The organism is Halolamina pelagica (genome assembly GCF_900115675.1).
Taxonomy (GTDB): domain Archaea; phylum Halobacteriota; class Halobacteria; order Halobacteriales; family Haloferacaceae; genus Halolamina; species Halolamina pelagica.
In genome coordinates this window covers 59,165-78,418 of the sequence record NZ_FOXI01000011.1, presented here as the reverse complement: position 1 = coordinate 78,418, position 19,254 = coordinate 59,165, and the positions used below count along the sequence as shown (strand labels likewise).

Here is a 19,254-nt window from a genome sequence, read left to right as displayed (position 1 = left end):
GCACTCTGCATAAAATGTGGGCCCATCGTTATTCCTTGGTAGCCGTATCTGGAATGAGCAGGCCCTCTGTACTTACCAATCACTCCCAAATCTGTCACGGGTAAGAACGGCGACAGAGCCGTGATGGAAGTGTTGTCGAACCGGCGTATACTGCTCGCATCAGAACTCGTCGATAGCCAACTCGTCGAGCCCCGCCCCAGCCTCCTCGATGTCGTAGTGCTCGTGGACGACGGGCCGGAGCGCCTGGAGGATCATCTCCGCAGCCAGCGGCGAGACGTCCAGATCCTCGGCCATCAGCCGGTGGGTCACCTCACCGCGTTCGCGGGCGACCGCGTAGGTGAGCGCCGTTGCGAGGCCGGCGACGCCGTGGCGGTCGATGTAGGTGTCGATGTCGGCATCCGTCTCCCGCCGCCCAACGGCGTCGATCAGTGCCGGCGTGATGGTGTACTCGCGGTCACCAGCAGCCGTCGTCACTGTCAGGTCAATCTCCCGGGCGGCGTACCGGCGCGGCTGCTCGTCGTCGGTGACGTCGACGACGCCGGCGTCGACGAGTCGGTTGACGTAGCTGTAGGCGGTTCCCTGTGCGAGCTCGAGGTCCTCCATCACGTCCTGGACAGTCGCCTCCCCCTCCCGAGCGAGGTACGCGTACAGCTGTGCGAGCTGTGGCTCCTCGAGGAGGTCCGCGACTGCAAGGAAGTCCTGGACGATGTCGCCGTCGGCGGGGTTTCCGGTGTGTTCCACGATTTCAATTACAGTCTACAGCGAATCAGTAAAACGTGTTTGGGTGCGGTTGCTGGCATCACATGCTGCAACAGTTTGGAATCAACTGACACGGACGTACTGACGGGATGATAGTTGCCACGACAAGCGGCGATTTTCAGGCGGAAATGTAGTCAGTCAACTGGTTCGTCACGTCCTCGATGCGGTCGTCGACGAGCGAGGTCAGATAGTGGTCGACGTCCACAGGACTTGTGAGCGTCGCAAGCGACCATGGAAGGACGTGACTTCGTTCCCCAAGTGGGTCGCCCGCGTAGTCGTCGTCCCGGAGTGTGAGTGACTCCTCGTGGTAGGTTTTTGTGGAGATGAGGACGGTGATGAGTTGCACACCGTGGGTCGGGAATTAGGGAGTTCCGAGCACGAGCATCGGGCGTCCTTTCTCCGAGAGTGGGTCGCTCGCCCAGACGATGTCACCACGGTCCAGGTCTTCGAACGCCGTTACTGTACGTCTTCCATCTCGTCAGTCTGGATGTCTTCAAGCCGCTCCTCGCCGTACTGTTCGTCGGCCGTCTCGTGGAGGCGGTGGAGCCGATACGCCGATTGGAGTCGCTCCTCAAAGTCCGTGATCGCCCAATACGGGCGCTTGTGTCGCACCAGCCCGCGTTCCTTCAGCCGCGAGAGGATCGCGCTGACAGCGTCGGTCTCCAGGCCGAGTCGCTCGGCGATTGATGCCGCCTTCCACGCCCGGTCGTCGTGCTTGTCGAGAAACAGCACGATTCGCTCGGTGTCGCTCCGGTCCTCGAAGTCGTCGGTGTCGGCATTCTCGAACTCCTCGATATCGATGGCGCCGCTCGACATACGCTACTGTTGGGACTGTTGGAACATAGCTATTTGGTCTGTTTGCTAATTGGGTATCGTGATTCTGTGCTTCACGATGTGGGATGGAGCTACTCCACCGGCGTCGCAACGAGATGCGCCTCGAGATTACAGTTTCCAGCGAACCAGTAACGTGTGCTCGGGGCCCCTGGCGGCCTGAACGCGCCGCTTGGGTTCAGTGGCGAAATTCGATGGCCCCCTTGCGAGAGACAAACCGGCTCGGTCGTCGATAGCTGCCATAGCAAACCACAAGTGAGATATTTTTACCGTAGAAAATATTATCTTCTTCCATAGCGTGGTGTTGGGTATGGCCGACGCTCGCGATGGGGAAGACGAACCAGCATATGTCTCGCAGTGGAAGGACGCAACCACGGGATTCGACCGAGTACGGTCGGTTGCGTCATCGCTCGAGGAGCCGCGAACAGCGGGCTGGATCGCCGATGAGGCACATGTCTCCGAGCCGACGGCGCGGAACCATCTCGAACGGCTCGTCGACCTCGGTGTGCTCGTCACCGACGAGTCAGCACGGGGGAAGACGTACTATCCGGATCCGGTCTACACGCGGCTGACGGCGATACAGGAACTCGTCGCAGAGAACTCCGAAGGCGATCTCACTCAACAGGCAACAGCCATCCAAGCAGATATCGAGGCTTGGAAGACGGAGTACGATATCGAGTCACCGCGGTCGCTTCGTGCGTCCGTCACGGAAGATGTCTCAGTCGAAGAGGCTCAGGAGCGACTGCGTATCGCGGCAGATTGGGAGTCCGCACAGTACCAACTCTCGCTGCTTCGGGACGCGATCGACCACTACGAGACGTACACTGCCCGACCGCCCGCCTCCGCATGACTGATGCGGACGAAACTGCTAATGGGAGGGAGCAGGCCGTCGTCGGTAGTGGGCTCGGCTGCCAGCCACAGCGACCGGATGGCGGTCGGGAGGCGACACAGGACGACGTTGCGAAGCGTCACCGAATCCTGCGATCGCTGCGCGAGCAACTCGAACGCCATCCAGCCATTATCTCAGCACGGGGGAGCCCGGACGGGCAGTATGCTGCCGTTGAAGCGGACGTTGACCCGGCACAGTTCGGACGCGGTAGTGAATCGGCATCGCTACGGGTGACGTGGCAACCGAATCCGCACCTTCCACCGGAGACAAGTCTCGACGACCGGCGCCGGACATCGCTCACGTCGAGCTTCACGATCCACTATCGCGAGTCGTCGGGATTCGACTGTGGCGTCCATCTCGAACCAAACCCACACGTGGACGGCCACCTCCACTATCAGGAGCGGGCCTCTCCGAGCGATGCGTACGACTACGACGACGTATCGCTTGCGGCGACAGCGCCGGTCGGTGTTCTCTGGGAGACCCTCGACATCATTGCGGACCGGCTTCAGTCGGCCTGAGTTGGGTACCGTGGGTCGGGAACCGGGGCATCCTCAGTACGAGCATCGGGCGACCGGTCTCCGAGAGCGGATCACTTGCCCAGACGATGGCACCCCGTTCTCGATCTTCGAACGCCGTCACTGCACGTCCTCCACCTCGTCAGTCTGGAGATCTTCGAGACGTTCCTCACCGTACTGGTCGTCTGCCGTCTCGTGGTGTCGATGGAGCCGATAGGCGGACCGGAGTCGTTCCTTGTCGTCCGTGATTGCCCAGTACGGCCGCTTGTGCCGCACAAACCCGCGTTCCTTTGGTACTGGAGTTCCTACTGGTTGCAGAGGATACTCACATCGCCGTGCAAGATACAGGGCGCGTATCTCCCACTGTGTCACAGATCGGTTGGTGCCTTCGACAGTAGCCGTCGCAGTAACTGTTAAGACTATCAGTCCTGTACGTATGCACAGAGCTATGTCCGCAGACAAACGCATCCCGGTGACTGAAGAGACACGAAAGGAACTCCACGAGCTGAAAGAGCCCGGACAGACGTACGACGACCTGCTGCAAGAACTGGCGCAACACCGACGGCGGCAGGACCTAGAGCAGCGCTTCCAGGAGTTGGAGGATACGGACAGCGACGAGTTGACGCCTCTCTCGGATGTCTGAGTACGACGTCCTGCTCGGTGACGATGCCCGCGAGTTCCTCGACATCGCTGACGAGAAGACCAAGCGAATTTGCAGGGAGAATCTCGGGTATCTGGCTGAGACCCCGTACCCCGGACGTGGTCGGGGCGACAAGGAGAAGCTACCAATCGACGGCCGCCGCGATCGGTACCGAATGCACATCTCTCGGACCTACACGGCTATCTACACCGTCTTGGAAGACCAAAAAGAGGTACGCGTGCTTGAGATCGTTCCTATCGACGAGGCACACAAGCGATACGGTTTCTGATTCCACCTGTATCTGAATTCCTAGCGACGATGTATCACAGCCGAGACACTCCGATAACAAACCAGAAGTGAGATATTTGTCGTAGAAAATATTATCTTCTTTACACGTAGTTGGCTAGTTTCGGATTTAGTTCTTGTGTCGAGATAGCGACGACGAGTGACGGCGTTCGGCAACGTAACGGGAGCCCGTTTTTTCTCGCGCGCCACGTCAGCTACGGATGAACGAAGGCTCAGTTAGGTGTCGGCGGAATCGTCAGCGGCATCAGCGATCTCCGCAGCCACGTCCGTGACGTGCTGCTTGTGTGCTGCCGACGTCTGGACGCTCTGGGCGGCCTCGAGTTGATCGTTGACGACCGCGTTCTGCTGGGGTCCCCATTTCTCTGGGGGTTCAGACTCGATATACGCCACCCAGCGTTTGATCGCCGCGATGCGCTGCTCGCGGTTGCGGGCGTGTTTCGCGTCCAGATCGTCAGGCACGTTTGAGTCGGGCATACTCGGTGTCGACCTCGAGTCGGTCTACCCACGTTTCGAGCCGAGAGACACTAAGGCTTTGCTCAAACAGGGTATACAGGTGGACAGCGTCTTCGAGGTCTTTCTGGGCACCGAGGTGCAGTTTGTACGCGATCTGGAGTTCGAGCGGCCCGATCGGGATTTCCGCCCCACCGATACGCGCGGTGATGGCGTTCTGCAGGGAGGCACGATCGAACTCGTCGCTAACAACCTTCAGTTCCAGATGTGGCGTCACTTGATCCTGTGGGGCAACCCAGATCGGATCGCCATGCGAGAGCATTTCGTCCAGCGCCGAAAGCGGCATCGCGGCACTCCAGAACCCCTCGGCGTCAAGCCTCGCAGCGAGTTGCTCGGCCGTTTCGGGATCTATCGCTTCGATGAGGACGTCGACATCTTCAGTCGAACGGGCACGCCCGGCGAGAATCGACACGTACCCAGCGATGAAGACGTGATCGATGCCGAAGTCAGTGAGGATCTCGGAGAACTCGATCGCCAGATCGTCAAGCCGGTTTGGCGCTCGGTCGACAACCAAGGTGTCGTTTCGTAGCTCGATACCGGTCATGGCTGTGCCTCTGTCCCCAGATGGGAAAACGGTTCGGCGATGCCAGCACGGTTCACACCCGTCGCTGCACGGGGGCAATCGGCGACGGAGTTGACCGCGTGGCGACCGCAACGTGTCTAGTTTGACGCTCACTCAACGACGGAGAGCAGCGTATCACGGTGGTTCCTGACCGTCTCCATCGTCACCTCGGCGGCGGCCGCCGCATCGGCTTGCGTCAACGGTTCGTCGTGGGCACACGCCGCCATATACAGACAGGCGGCCGCGAACCCCGCTGGATGCATACCGGTCGTGACGCCGGCGTCGACGGCCTGCTCGGCCAACTGCGCCGCCTGTCGCCGAACAGCATTGGTACACCCGAGTTCGGCCGCCAGCCGCGGGACGAACTGACTCGGCCGCACCGGCGACGTCGGCAGCCCTAACTCCGCGTTGAGCACCCGATACGCGCCCTCGACGCGCTCCTGAGTGACCCGCGCCAGCGGTGCCACGTCGGTGATGAGCCACGACTGCCCGTTACACCGACAGGCGCCGAAGACGCTGGCGGCCGCCATCGCCTCGATCGACCGCCCCGGGAGCAGCCCGTCGTTCTGAGCCGTCCGGAACAGTTGGCACGCCTGCTCCCGTACTGACTCCGCGACCCCGAGTGCGCTCGCGATCCGCTGCACCTCCGTGAGCCCGTGACCGAGGTTGCGCTCCCGTTTCGACTGCCAGCGCGCCCGGGACTGCTCCCGGCGCATGCGGGCCAGTCGTCGTCGTTGCTCGCTATCCAGCTCGTTCCCCTTCGCGTCGCGCTGGCTGCCGATCCGCGTCGAGAGGCCGCGATCGTGCCGCGTCGCCGTGAGCGGCGGCCCGCCCCGTTTCGACGATCCGGGATCGTCGGCGCGCCACGCCGGCCCCCGGTCGACGTGCTGGTCGTCGATGACCAGGCCACAGTCCGTACACGCCGTTTCGACGGCGGTCGTCCGCACGTCGCCGCCACATTCCGGACACGGCTTGGTTGTCCCGTACTGGACGTCCTCGTCGAACGCACGCTCGTAGATCTCGTTCGTGGGCATCGGTCTCACCTGCTGGAGGCCCGCCGCGTCGGCGAGCCCTCCACCCCTCTTGGGGTCGACAAACTCTGCGGAGTGAACACCCGGTCGGACGGAGTAACTACGACTCTCGACTGGGAAAGAATATACAACGAAGAGAACGCAATTTGTGGCGACAGCGCTCCCCGATAGCCCACCGCATCACGAACCCATGTTCCCCGATGGCTTCACGACCGAGCGGACGTACCTCCGCGTCCACCCGAGCGACGACCCGCTTCAGCCCGACCGGATCGCCCAGTCGCTCACCCGGTTGCACCGCACGGATGCTGACGACGACCCACCCACCTACGAGTGGCTGTTCGCGGCCACCGGCGATACTGGCCCGGACGGCGACCGTCGGATCGAGTGGTACGTCGGCACCGACGGGCCGCTCGGCCCGCTCAGACGAACCCTCCGCCAGATCCTCCCCGACTCAGTCGACCTCGTCGAAACTGAGTGCACGTATCGGGAGTTGCTCGAGTTGCCGCCCGACGTGGCACCGGCCGAGACAGACGCCGGCGCGGCGGCCGTTGGTGACGATGAGGAGCCAGTTGCCGACGCTGCCGACCCCGACTGGGACGTCGCCGCCGTCGAGTGGGAAGGCGTCGGCGACCGCCCGGCCGACTGGCAGTGTCCGCTCCCCTCCCTTTCCGCGTTCGCCGTCGACGACACGGGCGACGACACCGACACGGCCGGCAACTGGCCGCTCGCGAGCCTGCTGGACGCACTGGCCACCAGTGACGCTCCCACGCTGGTCCAACTCCTACTCACGCCGCGGGCCGACTGGACCGCCGCGAAGGAGGATCGGATCGTCGACCTCGAACTCCACAGCGACCTCCGCCGCAACGCGCTCATCCAGTCGGTCTTCGGCTCATCGCAACCGCCTACTACGGACGGCACCACGGAACCGACCCGAGACCCCGACAGCACGGACGAGCCAGTCAACCCCACGAACCGACGACGGATCGACGCCCTCCAGACGGTTGACGCCCGGCAGTCGTTCACGCTCAACGCCCGGGCGATCACGTTGGACACGGACCCCGATCGAGCGACCCAAACGAGCACGGCAGTCGCGTCGGGGCTCCGAGCGATCCGCGGCGATCACTACCGCGTCACCCCCACGACGTACGACTACGGCACGGACGCCGCCCAGGATCGCGGTGCCGCCCTCTGTCAGCGCGAAACCACCGAGTCGCCGACGCGCTGGCGACACCTGCTCCCGGGAACTAGCAACGCCAGCCCGGCCATCGTCGCCGATCCGGGTGCCGTCGCCGCCTGCTGTGTCGTGAACGGGCCGGCGCTCGGCCCTGCAGCCAGCCGCGCCGTCGAGCCGACGCCGACCGACCGCACGGGGATCGAACTCCCGCCCCGAACGGTCCTCGACCGCTATCTCGACCAGCCGGGGATGACTGTCGGCCACCCGAAAACGACCGACCGGGAACGACTCGACGCGACGCTCTCGCTCCCGCCGTCGATCCAGGCGCTCCACACCACGCTGTTCGGCGCCACCGGCAGCGGGAAAACTGCGGTCGGGCAAACGATGCAGCTCACGAACCACGCCGCGACCGACGGCGCCACCGTCTACATCGACGCCAAAGGCGATAACGCGCCCGCCGAGTACGCCCGTACCCACTTCGCCCGCTACGGCGACCTCGACGACGTCCACTACTTCGACTGCACCGAGTACCTCCCCGCCCTGCCCTTCCTCACCGTCGAGCCGCTCCTCGATGCCAGCCTCGACCGGGAGTGGGCCGTCAACACCGTCGCCGAACACTACGTCGACCTGTTGGCGGCGGCGATGGGGCCGGAGCAGTTCTACAGCGCGGAGGCGGCCGTCGAGGTGCTCGAACAGCTCGTCCGCGCGCTGTTCGACCCCGTCCACGGCGCCGACAGCATCAGCCAGCAGGAACTGCTCGCGGCCGCCGCCCAGTTCCACGAGACGGGCAACCCGCCGCCAGTCTCCGACGGCGCGCTCCACCAGAAGCTCGCGAACACGGCCGCGAACGCGCCGACCACGTTCGACAGCATCATGAGCGCCGTCACTCGGCGGATCGGTCTCGCAACCAACGACGCCCGGCTGGCTCCGCTGTTCGAGGCCCAGCCCGACGCCTCCACCTTCGACCTCCGGGCCGCACTTGACGAGGACTGCGTCATCGTCTTCGACCTGCAGGGGTACGGCGACCGCTCGCGCACCCTGTTGGCGGTGGCGATCCTCTCCCAACTCTGGCGGGCGCTCCAGCGGCGCCAGTCGCTCGCCCCCGCCCGGGACCACCCGCTCGTGAACTGCTACATCGAAGAAGCCGCGGATCTGGCGACGACCGGGATTCTCGATACGCTCCTCGCCCAGGGCCGATCGTTCGAGCTGGCGCTGACACTCGCGATGCAGTTCCCCGAACAGCTCCGTGAGTCCCACCCGCGGGTCTACGCCGAACTGCTCAACGACGTCGGCACCATCATCACGGGCAACGTCGGCGTCGATCGCCGGCTGGCCGAACGGCTCGCCACCAGCGACGCCGACGCCGATGCGGTCGCCGACCGCCTGCGTGACCTCCAGCGTGGCGAGTGGCTCGTCCGCCCCGCCGCGCCCTTCGCCACCCGCCAGCCGCGCCCCTTCGCCGTGGCGTCACCATCGCTTCCCGAGGGTCATCCCGAGAGCGATCGCCCGCTCACCGGCGCTCGCGAGGCGGCGTTCGACCACGCCTTCGAGACGGCGAAGACGCGGACTCGCGACCAGCGCGGCGTCGCCGTCGGCCGCACGGCCAGCGGGAGTACGGACCCCGCGGCCGTCGACGGGCCGATCGAGGGCTCCGTTGCGGGGTTGACGGCGGCGACGGCCACGATCCCCCATTCCGAGCGGTTCCCCGACGGGCTCACCTACCTCGACGAGCCGCCGTACCCGCTCGTCTGCGAGACGTGTGAGACGCGCTACGCGGCGACGCCCGAGGGGATGCGTCGGGCGATCGCGTGTCACGGCTCGCTCGACGCCGTCGATCGGGCGGCGATCCCGATCTGTGCACTCGATCTCCAGCTCACGAGCGGGGAACGCGCGGCCAGTCCGTACAGTGACGCCCAGCTCCGCCTCCTCGCGGCGGTCTACATGGCCCATCAGCAGCGCTTCGACCCCACGCTGGAGTACGACCTCGTCTGGGACTCCATGACCAACTTGGAGGCCTACGTCGGCATCGACACCGACGGCGTCCAGGAACTACTCGACGACGGGCTACTCCGCGTCGATTGTCGCCGCCCGCACAAGCTGTACACGGTGACGCCCGAGGGCCGGGACGCGATCGGCGTGGGGCATCGGGAGGGGATCGCCTACGGCGACGGCACGGGCGACCTCTCGGAATCGAGTCTCCACGTCGCGATGGTCGCCGTGGGGGCGCGGCTACTTGAACAGGAGTTCGTCGCCCCCGACGATCAGCTCGGGACGCGTGTCGAGCGCTACTACGGCGTCGACGACGGGCGGCTCGATGCGGCGGTGCTCGACGATACTGGCGAGGTGGTGGCAGCACTCGAAGCCGAGCGCATCAACAACGACCGGGGTGAGGCGATTCCGAAAGACTTCGACAAGATGGCGGCCTGTGGCCCGGAAGCGGCGTGGTGGCTCGTCAAAACCCGCGGCGACGCACATCAGGTGTTGCAGTCGCTCAACGATCCGCCTGATGGGGCGCCCCGGGTCCCTCGAACGTACAGCGAGAACATGGCGCCACGCGAGTACCGACTGGACACGCCCGGACTGACGGAGGTGGTTCCCTTCGAGTACGCGCGTGACTCGCTACTCGATGCCGATGGGCCGCGGTGACAGCTGTGTGGCCGCGCCGGTGAGAGTGACGAGACGTGATCGAACTACAGAGGTACAACCGTCCGCAATCACACGGCTCACCGCCGTGCAAGGGTGAGCGGGGTCGCGTGTCCATCCCGGGACGAATCGAGGAGCTAGGCGAAGCAGACCGGGGTTCGAGACGCCTGGCTGTCGAGGGATGAGTGCCACTGTCCAGAAGCCCGGTTGGCGAGTCGATATCTCGGGAGCTGCAGCTGTCTGGAGCTGGACCGCGGTAACTGGAGCCGAACTCAGGGGTGGAAGGCGTTGCCTCGTCGATGACGCTCACGCGTCGTCGGTGCCGCAATCAGCGCCGATGCATCGACGGCGAATCGCCATCAAGCGAGGGTGTGTAGTTGGAAGCGGCTGCTGGACCGCCTGTGACGGCTATCGTACCTATCGACGTACTGGCCGCCCTCACCACGTCCCACATCGGCCTGCGGTGGCTTGATGACGCTCGTGAGCAGGTCTGTCGTAGGTGTGTCCAGCGGACGATACGGCCCGCGCCCCGGCAGGTGAGACTGAGTGTGAGGGACCACGGTTGCCGTCCTCTGGTCGGCCTACATCTAGCTTGCTGTCTATGGTTTCCGGACCGTCCACGGTCTGTAGTAGTGGATAACCGAGCCGATGGAAGGCCGGACTTCGGAGTGGTTTCGGATGTCGATCGCGCAGTTCCTTGCGAGATGGGGAACACGGTCGACGCTCGTTGGGGATCACCGATCCGCGTACCAGCACCAGTCCGCCCGTAAAAACGGGGAACGGGAATTCCGAGTCGCGAGGTCAGTCGGACGGGAGGCGATCAGACAGGAGTTCGACGGCGTAGGTCCCGTCATCCGTTGCGATGTAGATCGTACCGTCGGCGTACGTCGCGCGGTAGATCGCCCCACCGGTTGGCCCGCGCCAGAGTGTCTCTCCAGTGGCTGGATCTAGCACGATCGCGAGCCCATAATCCGCGACGACGATCGGCCGTAGGCTGTCGCCAACAGTGGTGGGGTAGGAGGACTCGATGGGGACGTTGCGGTCCCACTGCACCGTCCCGGTGCTCGGCTCGATTGCCGTCGCGTTCCCGCCACCGATCGCGTACACTCGGTCAGTCCCTGGTGCGAGCTGTTGATCAGTGTTCAGGCCGAGCGACCACTCTACCGACCCGTCGAAAGCCAGGCCGACGACGTACCCGCGCGGGTAGTCATCACCCCTGACCACGATCGTCCCGTTGCGGACGACCACACGGTCGATGTACAGGCTCGTACTCCCGTTGGGCTGTGGCATCGTCGCCCAGTCGAGCGTTCCGGTCCCGGCGTCGTAGGCACGGATCTCACCATCGTCACTCGCGATGACGGGACCGTCCTCGGCTGTGTTCAGGTCCCATGTCCCGTTGTCAGTCCGGTTCCAGAGGACGTCACCCGTGGTCGTGTCGTACGCAACGAGAGTCGACTCTCCCGGGAAACCGTACTCCTGATCGGCGATAACGAGCCGGCCATCACTCACTAACTGCTCGTCCACATCGATCCCGGACCGGTTCCACACCGTCTCGCCGGTCGCGATGTCGATCGCCGTCACTGATTCCTCGCTGGAGATGAACAGCCGATCCTCGGTAAACGTGAACTCGGGGTTCCCATCGGGGACGATAGCCCAGCGAACCGTCCCCGTATCGGGATCGATCCGGGCGATCCCGCGTCCGATGGCGTAGACCGCGTCGTCAGTCGTACGAACATCGGAGGGATTGAACTGGAGCGACACGTCCCAGTTCTCCGTCCCAGTCTCGCTGGAGAGCGCGGTCAACGAGGCGTCTGCCGGGTCCTCGTTGAACCCCTGCTCGCCGGCCGGCACGTAGACCTGTCCGTGGTCGGCGGCCAGCTCGCCACCGTTAGTGTCTCGGTTCGTCCAGTTTACCCGTATGTCCGCTGGCAGCGATTCAACGGTAACAGTCTCGTTCGCGACGACGGTTTTGTTCGTTTCCGTGTTGGTGGCTCGAACGGTGAACTCGTACGTGCCGGGCTCCGAGACGACCCGTTCGCCGCCGGTGGCCTCGTACTCACCGTCGTCATCGACGTCCCAGCGGTAGCGAACGGAGCCGGGATCCTCGGTGTCGATATCCGCGTACGCGCTGAGGATGTGGCCACCGAAGAACTGCTCGATGTAGACCTCAGCGTCGAGTGGGGAGTCGATTTCGACGGTCCGCCTGACAACTCGCTCCGCGCCGTCGTCGTCCGTGACGACCAGCGTAACGGACCGTTCGCCGGCGGTTTCGGGGGTGAAGGTGACATCCCGGCCGGTCAGGGTTCGGTTCCCGACCACCCACTCGTACGACTCGACTGTCCCATCGCTGTCGTTCGCGAACGCGGTGAGCGTCACGGGCTCGCCGGCGACGGGCGCCTTGGAAACGCCGATCTCGGCGACCGGCCGGGCGTTCACGTCGACGGTGCGACACCGGACGGTTCGCGCCCCGTCGTCGTCGACGGCGACCAGCGTGAGGTTCCACGCCCCGGACTCGTTGAGTTCGATCTCGGTTTCAGCTCCCGTCACTGGAACGAATCGAGTCGTCTCGGTATCCGATGGTGGACTCAGTCGGAGCGTGACGTTGTCGATCGTTCCGTCGGCGTCGCCGACGCTCGTGTTCCAGGCGATGGGTTGTCCGACGGTGACCGGGTCACTCTCGTTGATCCGACTGAGCGTCGCCGACGGCGGGCGGTTCGTCACCTCAACGACCCGCGTCACGGTTGTCGTCGCGCCAGCGTCGTCGGTGACAGTGAGGTTGACGGTGTAGTTGCCGTCGTCGTGGAACTCCGTCGTCAGGTTCTGTCCGGTCGTGCTCCGGCCCCGGAGGTGCCAGACGTACTCGGTGATCCGACCGTCGGGGTCGAAGCTGCCCGCGGCCGTGAGTTCGAGCGTTTCGCCGGTCGGTACCGACAGCGGGCCGGTAATGTTCGCGACCGGCGGCTCGTTGACCCGGACGGTAACGTTCGTGGTGTTCGTCGATCCGTCGTCGTCGGTCACGCGGAGTGTGACCGTGTTGTTTCCGGATTCGGCGAACGCTGTGGTGACGGTCGCTCCGGTTCGATCGAACTCGCCGTCGCCGTCGAGATCCCACTCGTAGGCGGTCACCGATCCGTCAGGGTCGGTACTCCCCGCGGCCTCGAACTCGACGAGTTCGTCGACCAACGGTACGGTCACGTTCCGATCGGTCACCGGTCGCGGTGGGCGGTTTCGAACCGTGACGTTGCGCGTCACTGTCGTGGCGGTCCCGTTGTTGTCGACGACGGTGAGCGCGACGGGGTACGTTCCATCGTCCGGGAACGAGACCGTCGTCGAACTCCCGTTCACTTCGGCGGCGCCGTCGTCGTCGACGTCCCAGCGGTAATCAATGATCCGCCCGTCCGGATCGGAGCCGTTCACTGCTCGCAGCTGGACCGGTTCGTCAGTGAGTGCTGGACCGGAACTGCTGATCGAGGCTCGCGGCGGCGCGTTCACGTAGAACGCGACGGTACTGCGGTTCGCCGCGCCGTCGTCGTCGGTGACGGTCACGGTCGCCGTCCGGACGCCGAAGCTGTCGTAGACGGCAGTCGCTTGGGTCCCGTTCACCTCGACGGCGCCATCGTCGTCAGTATCCCAGCCGGTGCCGACCACGCTCCCGTCCGGATCGACACTACCGGCAGCCGTGAATTCGACCGGTTCGCCGACGACCGGGGTTTCGTTGACTACCTCCCCGTTCACCTCGGGCGGGCGGTTCTCGACGGTGACGTTTCGCGTCACGGTGTCGACGGCGCCGTCGTCATCGACAACCGTAACCGAGACCGCATAGACACCGTCGTCGCGATAACTGAGCGTGTCAGTTCTCGCACCGTCCGGGACCGTGGCGGGCCCGGCAGTCTCCCATTGGTACGCGACGATGGAGCCGTCCGGGTCAGCACTCTCGGTGGCGTCGACGACGACCGTCTCGTTCGTGAGGACCGGCCCGGACGTGTTCAGCCGTGACTCGGGCGGAACGTTGACGTGGACGCGAACGGCCGTCGTGTTCGTCGATCCGTCGTCGTCGATCACGCGGAGTGTGACCGTGTTGTTTCCGGACTCGGCGAATGCCGTCATGACGGTGGCTCCGGTTTCATCGAACTCGCCGTCGTTGTCGAGATCCCACTCGTAGGCAGTCACCGATCCGTCAGGGTCGGTACTGTTCGCGGCTTCGAACCTGACGGGTTCCTCGATCAACGGCACGGTCACGTTCCGATCGATCACCGGTCGCGGCGGGCGGTTTCGAACCGTGAGGTTTCGAGTGACCGTGGTGGCAGTTCCGTTGTTGTCCGTGACGGTGAGCGCGACTGAATACGTTCCATCGTCCGAGAACGAAACCGTCGTCGAGTTCCCGTCGGCTTCGGGGGTACCGTCGCCATCGGTGTCCCACGCGTACTCGACGATCTGACCGTCCGGATCGGAGTCATCGATCGCTCGGAGGCGGATCGGTTCGTCGGTCAGCGCCGGACTGGAGCTCCCGATCGAGGCTCGCGGCGGCGCGTTCACGTAGAACGAGACGGTACTGCGGCTCGTCGCGCCGTCGTCGTCGGTGACGGTCACGGTCGCCGTCCGGACGCCGAAGCTGTCGTAGACGGCAGTCGCTTGGGTCCCGTTCGTCTCGACAGTCCCGTCGCCATCAGTGTCCCAACCGGTACTGACGACAGTACCGTCCGGGTCCGTGCTGCCGGCGGCAGTGAACTCGACCGGTTCGCCAACGACCGGCGTTTCGTTGACCACCTCCCCGTTCACCTCGGGCGGGCGGTTCTCGACGGTGACGTTTCGCGTCACGGTGTCGATGGCGCCGTCATCGTCGACGACGGTGACCGTGACTGGATACACACCGTCGTCGGGGTAACTGAGCGTGTCAGTCGTCGTCCCGTCCGGAACGGCCGCCGGGCCGGCAACCTCCCACTGGTACGCGGCGATAGTGCCGTCAGGGTCGGTACTCTCCGTGGCGTCGACGACCACAGTCTCGTTCGTGAGGACGGGGCTTGACGTGTTCAGCCGCGACTCCGGCGGGACGTTGACGTGGACGCGGACGGTCGTCGTGTTCGTCGCGCCATCGTCGTCCGTCACTCGGACACCGATCGTTTTGTCGCCGGGCTCCTCGAACGCTTTGGTGATCTGCGAGCCGGAGCGTTCGTACGTGCCGTCGGCATCGAGGTCCCACGCGACCTCCGTGATCGAACCGTCCGTGTCGAGACTCCCGTCGGCGCTGAAACGAACCCCTTCACCGACGAGCGGGTCGGTTTCGTTCACTGACGCCGTGACCTGCGGAGGCCTGTTCTCGACGGAGACAGCCCGGGTCACGCGATCGGTTGCACCGTCTTCGTCCTCGACGACGAGCGTCACCGAGTACGTCCCGTCGTCGGCGAACGAGACCCTCGTCTCGGAACCGGTGCGGTCGTCCGCGCCGTCGATTGACCAGCGGTAGGCGGTGAGGTTTCCGTCGGGGTCTGTACTCCCGCCGGCGTCGAGGGTGACCACCTCGCCGGTTTTGATCGCTGTCGGGGCACGGAGCACCGCTTCCGGCGGCGAATTCACCGAGACCGTCGCGTTCGCGGTCCGGGTCGCCCCGAAGACGTCAGTCACGGCAACCGTGACGTTCCGAGTGCCGCCGGTCCGGTAGCTGGTGTTGAGCGAGGGCGACGCGGTCTCGTTCTCGAACGCCCCGTCACCGTCGACGTCCCACTGGTACGTCGAGACGTAGTTCTCACCGGGCCAGTCGCCCGGGACGGAGAGGCGGACCGTCTCGTCGACGGTCGGTCGTTCGGGACTCACGGTCGGCGGCGGGACGTCGGGCCCGGCACCGATCGCTCGCAGGCTCGCCAGCACGACCGTCCCGTTCCCGCGCACTTCGACCTGGAGCTTGGCGTCGCTGGTGAGGTTCCCCGGGAGATCGGCCTGTATCGTCTGGTTTCGCTCCTCGGTCAGCTCGATCGAGGAGACCGGGATGCGGTTGCCCTCGCGGGAGAGCATATACATATTCAACAGGAGTTCGCCGTCGATCTCGTCGACGAACGCGTTGTAGAGGACGTAGCCCTGTGCGGCACCGACTACCGCGTCACCGACGTTGAACTCCTGGACCGTCCCCCCCGCGACCGCAGTCTCCTCATTGATGACGGACTCACCGTACGTGGCGGGGAGACTGTCGAACTGGACCGGCTCACTCCACGATCCGACGTTGCCGGCCGAGTCGACACCGCGTGCCCTGAGCTCGTACGACCCCGCGGAGCCGACACTGATGGTCTCCTGCTGTGTGCCGGGGAGCGACCGGACGCTCCGCCACTCGCTCTGGTTCTCGCCACGGACCTGGAGTTGGACCCTTCGGAGTGGTTCGTCTGCGTTCGGGTTCACGACGGCGCCCAGCACGCTGTCCCTCGCGGTTATCGAGACCGACGGCGCGTCCGTGTCTCGGTAGACTGCGACCTGTCGCGTCGCGACGTTGCCGGCAGCGTCGCGGACCTCGAGTGATACAACCGTGCCGTCACGCAGGACGTCGACAGTCGTCTCGATCCTCCCACTCTCAGTCGAGCGCCACGCGGACCACGAGCCATCGGTCGTACGAACGCGGTACTCAAGCTCGTCCGCTGCAGTCGTGTCGTCTTCGACGTCCCAGGCCAGAGTCGTCTCGGCTGCGTTCGTCACGCGTCGTTCGGCGACACCACCTTGGGTCGGTGTCGGTCGGAGGGCGGGCGCCTGGACGAGTTCGGCATCCGGCGACTCGGTGTCGCGTTTCTCGTACGTGACGCGCTCGGTCGCCCACGCACTCACGTCGCCGTCGAGGCCGACAGCCCGGGCACGGACGACGAGTTCACCCTCTGCCGGGGCACTGAGGCGGCCGATGTCCCGCGTATCCGTGATGTTTGTCCACGTTTTGAACGTTTCCGCGCCTTCCCGGCGATACTGGAGCTCGATACGCTCGATCCGTCGCTCCGGGAGGACCCGAACGTATATCGCGTCCGATGTCGGGTCGTCCGGGGCCGCCAACGCGGTCTGGGGAACGCCCGGACTCACCACGATATCGGCGTTCCGGACGGCAGTCCGATTGCTGCCGTCGCGTACCTGAAGTTGGACCCGAGTGATCCCGGCATCGTAGTTGAGGTCTGGGGAGACCCGGCCGTCGGCGGGTGCGAACTGCCAGTCCGTCCAGGCAGAGAAGCCCTCACCTCGGTCCACCCGAACCCGGTACTCGATCTCCTCGGTCGGCGTCTTGTCGTCCCATAGCTGCCACGCGAGCCGCGTTTCGCTCGTGTTCGTCGGGTACACCACATCGCCGTCGCGGAGCGTCACCGGCTCAGGACTCCGGATCAGGTCGGCGTGTGGACGCTGGATATCTGGACCGGCCCGTTCGGTGACCGAAACCGGAACGGTCGTGTTACCCGCACTCACCAGCACGCGGAGCGGGCCGACCGCGCCGTCGGACCGGATCACGAGATACTGTTCGTCTTCCGGGGCGACGACTCCACTGGCACGCGAGCCGACCCCGTCGATCTCGCGTCCCTCGACACGGCGGGGGCTATCAGGCCGCTCGGAGACGAGCAGCGTCTCGAAGGCGGAGGCGTTCGTCCCCCTGATGTCGATGTCGAGGCTGTTGTTCGCTGCTGCCGCACGGCTTCCGTTGATCCGTAGGACGACGTAGTCGTTGGTGTGATCGATAGTGTCGTAGACTTCACTCCGGTTGAACGCCGTCCAGCCGTGCGTCGGCATCGAGGTGTCTCGGGCGAGCGACTTGTCCGGCGCTCCGTAGAGGCGTTTCGTGGTGACCTGGTGGTCGAGGAGCAGGAGCATGCGGAGTGACTCCGCGTTCGACCGGATCTGCTTGTACGCCCGCGGGTCCTCGAGTCCGGCGGTGTTGCCGACCACGTCGGTATGGACGTCATCGACGTACTGCGGGAGGAGTCGGTAGGTATCCTCGAGTAACTGTTCGCGTTCCCGAAGCAGTGCGTTCTGGCGTGCCACGTTGTCGTTCCGAACGGCGGTTTTCAGCTCCCGGGAGTTCTCCTCAAGGGCTGCGAGTTTCGTGCGGAGCGCGTCGTGGCTTGCCGTTCCTGGATCGACGTGAATCGCCACTGTCTTCTGTTGGATCGCGGGCCCGAACGACCCGACGAACTCACTCGAGGAGAGGGTGATGTCGAGTGCGGTAAGAAGCGATCCGATCCCGCTGACCCGCAGCGACGTCTTCAGTACCCCATCGACGATGGACACTGCCTTGCTGATGAGTGTGTCCTTCGCCGCCTCGCGAACACTTACCCCGATCTTCTCACGAATCACCGCGGCCGCGTCGTCGGCGTTCCGCGTTGCGCGCTCGTCCCAGTAGGAGGCATTGAACGACTGGTTCCGATACGTCCCGTAGGCGGTGACCGGGAACGACGAGTCTGGATCAGCGAGCAGGGACGCATCGATGGTCGCACTCGTCTCCTCGGTCCGGATCAGCATCCCCCGGACGCGCTCGATGACGGCGAACAGCGAGAGCGAGTCCGTGCGTGCTTCGTAGACGTATCCGTCCGTGCTGTTCCGAACGAAACTCACCTCGGTCGGCTGAGTCTCCCACGTCGCAGTCGTGTTGTTGTATCGGAGGAGATCCACCGTTCCCGGGGGATCCTCTCCGTGCGGGACGACGAAGCGGAACGTGGCGTCGCCGATCGCGCTGTCCGGCGTCTGCGGGTGTGAGACATTCAGGTACGTCAGTACGGTTCCGTTCTCCGGTGGGGAGACGTCGCCCGGCCCTGAATCGTTCCCGGCCGTAGAGTTGAGGTCGACAGTCGTACGCAGCGAGGTCTGCTCGGTGTAGTTGATGCGGATCGACTGGGCCTCGATGCGGTCGCCGCTCGCGTTCGGAAGCGTAGCGAGGTCGAGTCGGAGCGAGTCACCCGACTCGGCCGTGCCGGTGAGCTGAAGCTCGCCGTTACGGATGTTCGTCGTCGGGGCCCCGTCGCTTCCACCAGGCGGGGGTGTGGATTCATTGTCGTCAGCGCCCCGATCACTGGCTTCGTCGGCGGTCGCATCAATAGTGATCGTGTCGACTGACTCGATCGCCGACGCGTTCTCGGAGTTGATCCTGACAGAGACGTTCAGCTCGGCCCCGACCGGGAGCGGCGCCCCGCTTACGTTCGTACCATCGAGTCGATACTGCGTCTCGCCGATCGTCGTGTAGAACGCAATATCCGAGGTATCGTCACGGATACGGACTCGGACTTGATCGGTTCCCTTGTTCGTGACGGTGAACACGTCGCCGAAGGACGTCTTGGCATCTGGATTGAGCCCGTCTCCAATGACGCCCGATCCGTCAAAGCGGAGTTCCAGTGTCCCATCCGTCTGTTCGGCATAGGCACCGTTCGGACCAGCACTCGGCTCTAACGCG

General features: G+C 64.8%; 11 protein-coding genes and 3 pseudogenes. 5 read left to right on the top strand and 9 right to left on the bottom strand.

Going from position 1 to position 19,254, the window contains the following annotated elements; translation table 11 throughout:
- Positions 1 to 159 precede the first annotated feature (159 nt).
- The 3 genes and pseudogenes from BMZ83_RS12640 to BMZ83_RS12630 form a co-directional block, all read right to left on the bottom strand.
- Positions 160 to 741, bottom strand: coding sequence for a DUF7437 domain-containing protein (locus BMZ83_RS12640; RefSeq protein WP_074879218.1), 582 nt, complete (start codon positions 739 to 741; stop codon positions 160 to 162).
- 136 nt (positions 742 to 877) lie between these two features.
- Positions 878 to 1,201: pseudogene (locus BMZ83_RS12635) on the bottom strand (type II toxin-antitoxin system PemK/MazF family toxin).
- A 14-nt stretch (positions 1,202 to 1,215) separates the two neighbouring features.
- Positions 1,216 to 1,575: a MarR family transcriptional regulator gene (locus tag BMZ83_RS12630; protein WP_074879215.1), complete on the bottom strand. Its 360-nt coding sequence runs from the start codon at positions 1,573 to 1,575 to the stop codon at positions 1,216 to 1,218.
- Between the two features lie 325 nt (positions 1,576 to 1,900).
- Between BMZ83_RS12630 and BMZ83_RS12625 the strand changes: the two genes are divergently transcribed.
- Together BMZ83_RS12625 and BMZ83_RS12620 are read left to right on the top strand one after the other, a co-directional pair.
- The gene (locus tag BMZ83_RS12625; RefSeq protein WP_074879238.1) at positions 1,901 to 2,440 is read left to right on the top strand and encodes a winged helix-turn-helix domain-containing protein; all 540 of its coding nucleotides are present in this window, start codon (positions 1,901 to 1,903) and stop codon (positions 2,438 to 2,440) included.
- Entirely contained in the window at positions 2,437 to 2,997 is a 561-nt protein-coding gene (locus BMZ83_RS12620; RefSeq protein ID WP_074879213.1) for a hypothetical protein, read from the top strand. Before BMZ83_RS12625 ends, BMZ83_RS12620 begins: the two co-directional genes overlap by 4 nt.
- Here the strand turns inward: BMZ83_RS12620 and BMZ83_RS17475 are convergent.
- Positions 2,996 to 3,118 (bottom strand): annotated as a pseudogene (locus BMZ83_RS17475) (PemK-like protein); the annotation flags it as partial. The gene BMZ83_RS12620 and the pseudogene BMZ83_RS17475 sit on opposite strands and share 2 nt — an antisense overlap.
- Positions 3,115 to 3,285: pseudogene (locus tag BMZ83_RS12610) on the bottom strand (MarR family transcriptional regulator); the annotation flags it as partial. The pseudogenes BMZ83_RS12610 and BMZ83_RS17475, both read right to left, overlap by 4 nt.
- 157 nt (positions 3,286 to 3,442) lie before the next feature.
- Between BMZ83_RS12610 and BMZ83_RS12605 the strand changes: the two are divergent.
- Together BMZ83_RS12605 and BMZ83_RS12600 are read left to right on the top strand one after the other, a co-directional pair.
- Positions 3,443 to 3,637, top strand: a complete 195-nt coding sequence (locus tag BMZ83_RS12605; protein ID WP_074879211.1) for a hypothetical protein — start codon at positions 3,443 to 3,445, stop codon at positions 3,635 to 3,637.
- Positions 3,630 to 3,923: a type II toxin-antitoxin system RelE family toxin gene (locus tag BMZ83_RS12600; RefSeq protein ID WP_074879209.1), complete on the top strand. Its 294-nt coding sequence runs from the start codon at positions 3,630 to 3,632 to the stop codon at positions 3,921 to 3,923. Before BMZ83_RS12605 ends, BMZ83_RS12600 begins: the two co-directional genes overlap by 8 nt.
- 233 nt (positions 3,924 to 4,156) lie before the next feature.
- On the opposite strand, the gene BMZ83_RS12595 is transcribed toward BMZ83_RS12600, so the two are convergent.
- The 3 genes from BMZ83_RS12595 to BMZ83_RS12585 all read right to left on the bottom strand — a co-directional run bounded on the left by BMZ83_RS12595 (position 4,157) and on the right by BMZ83_RS12585 (position 6,046).
- Complete coding sequence (locus BMZ83_RS12595) at positions 4,157 to 4,414, bottom strand: hypothetical protein (protein ID WP_074879206.1); 258 nt, start codon at positions 4,412 to 4,414, stop codon at positions 4,157 to 4,159.
- A complete protein-coding gene (locus BMZ83_RS12590; protein ID WP_074879204.1) occupies positions 4,392 to 4,994 on the bottom strand; it encodes a hypothetical protein in 603 nt (200 codons plus the stop codon). Before BMZ83_RS12590 ends, BMZ83_RS12595 begins: the two co-directional genes overlap by 23 nt.
- 128 nt (positions 4,995 to 5,122) lie before the next feature.
- Complete coding sequence (locus BMZ83_RS12585) at positions 5,123 to 6,046, bottom strand: transcription initiation factor IIB (protein WP_074879202.1); 924 nt, start codon at positions 6,044 to 6,046, stop codon at positions 5,123 to 5,125.
- Between the two features lie 187 nt (positions 6,047 to 6,233).
- Here BMZ83_RS12585 and BMZ83_RS12580 point away from each other — a divergent pair, with 187 nt between their 5' ends.
- Positions 6,234 to 9,863 (top strand): type IV secretion system DNA-binding domain-containing protein, encoded by a 3,630-nt coding sequence (locus BMZ83_RS12580; RefSeq protein ID WP_074879200.1) that lies wholly within the window; start codon positions 6,234 to 6,236, stop codon positions 9,861 to 9,863.
- 798 nt (positions 9,864 to 10,661) lie between these two features.
- Here the strand turns inward: BMZ83_RS12580 and BMZ83_RS12575 are convergent.
- Complete coding sequence (locus BMZ83_RS12575) at positions 10,662 to 19,121, bottom strand: PKD domain-containing protein (protein ID WP_074879197.1); 8,460 nt, start codon at positions 19,119 to 19,121, stop codon at positions 10,662 to 10,664.
- Positions 19,122 to 19,254: the final 133 nt, after the last annotated feature.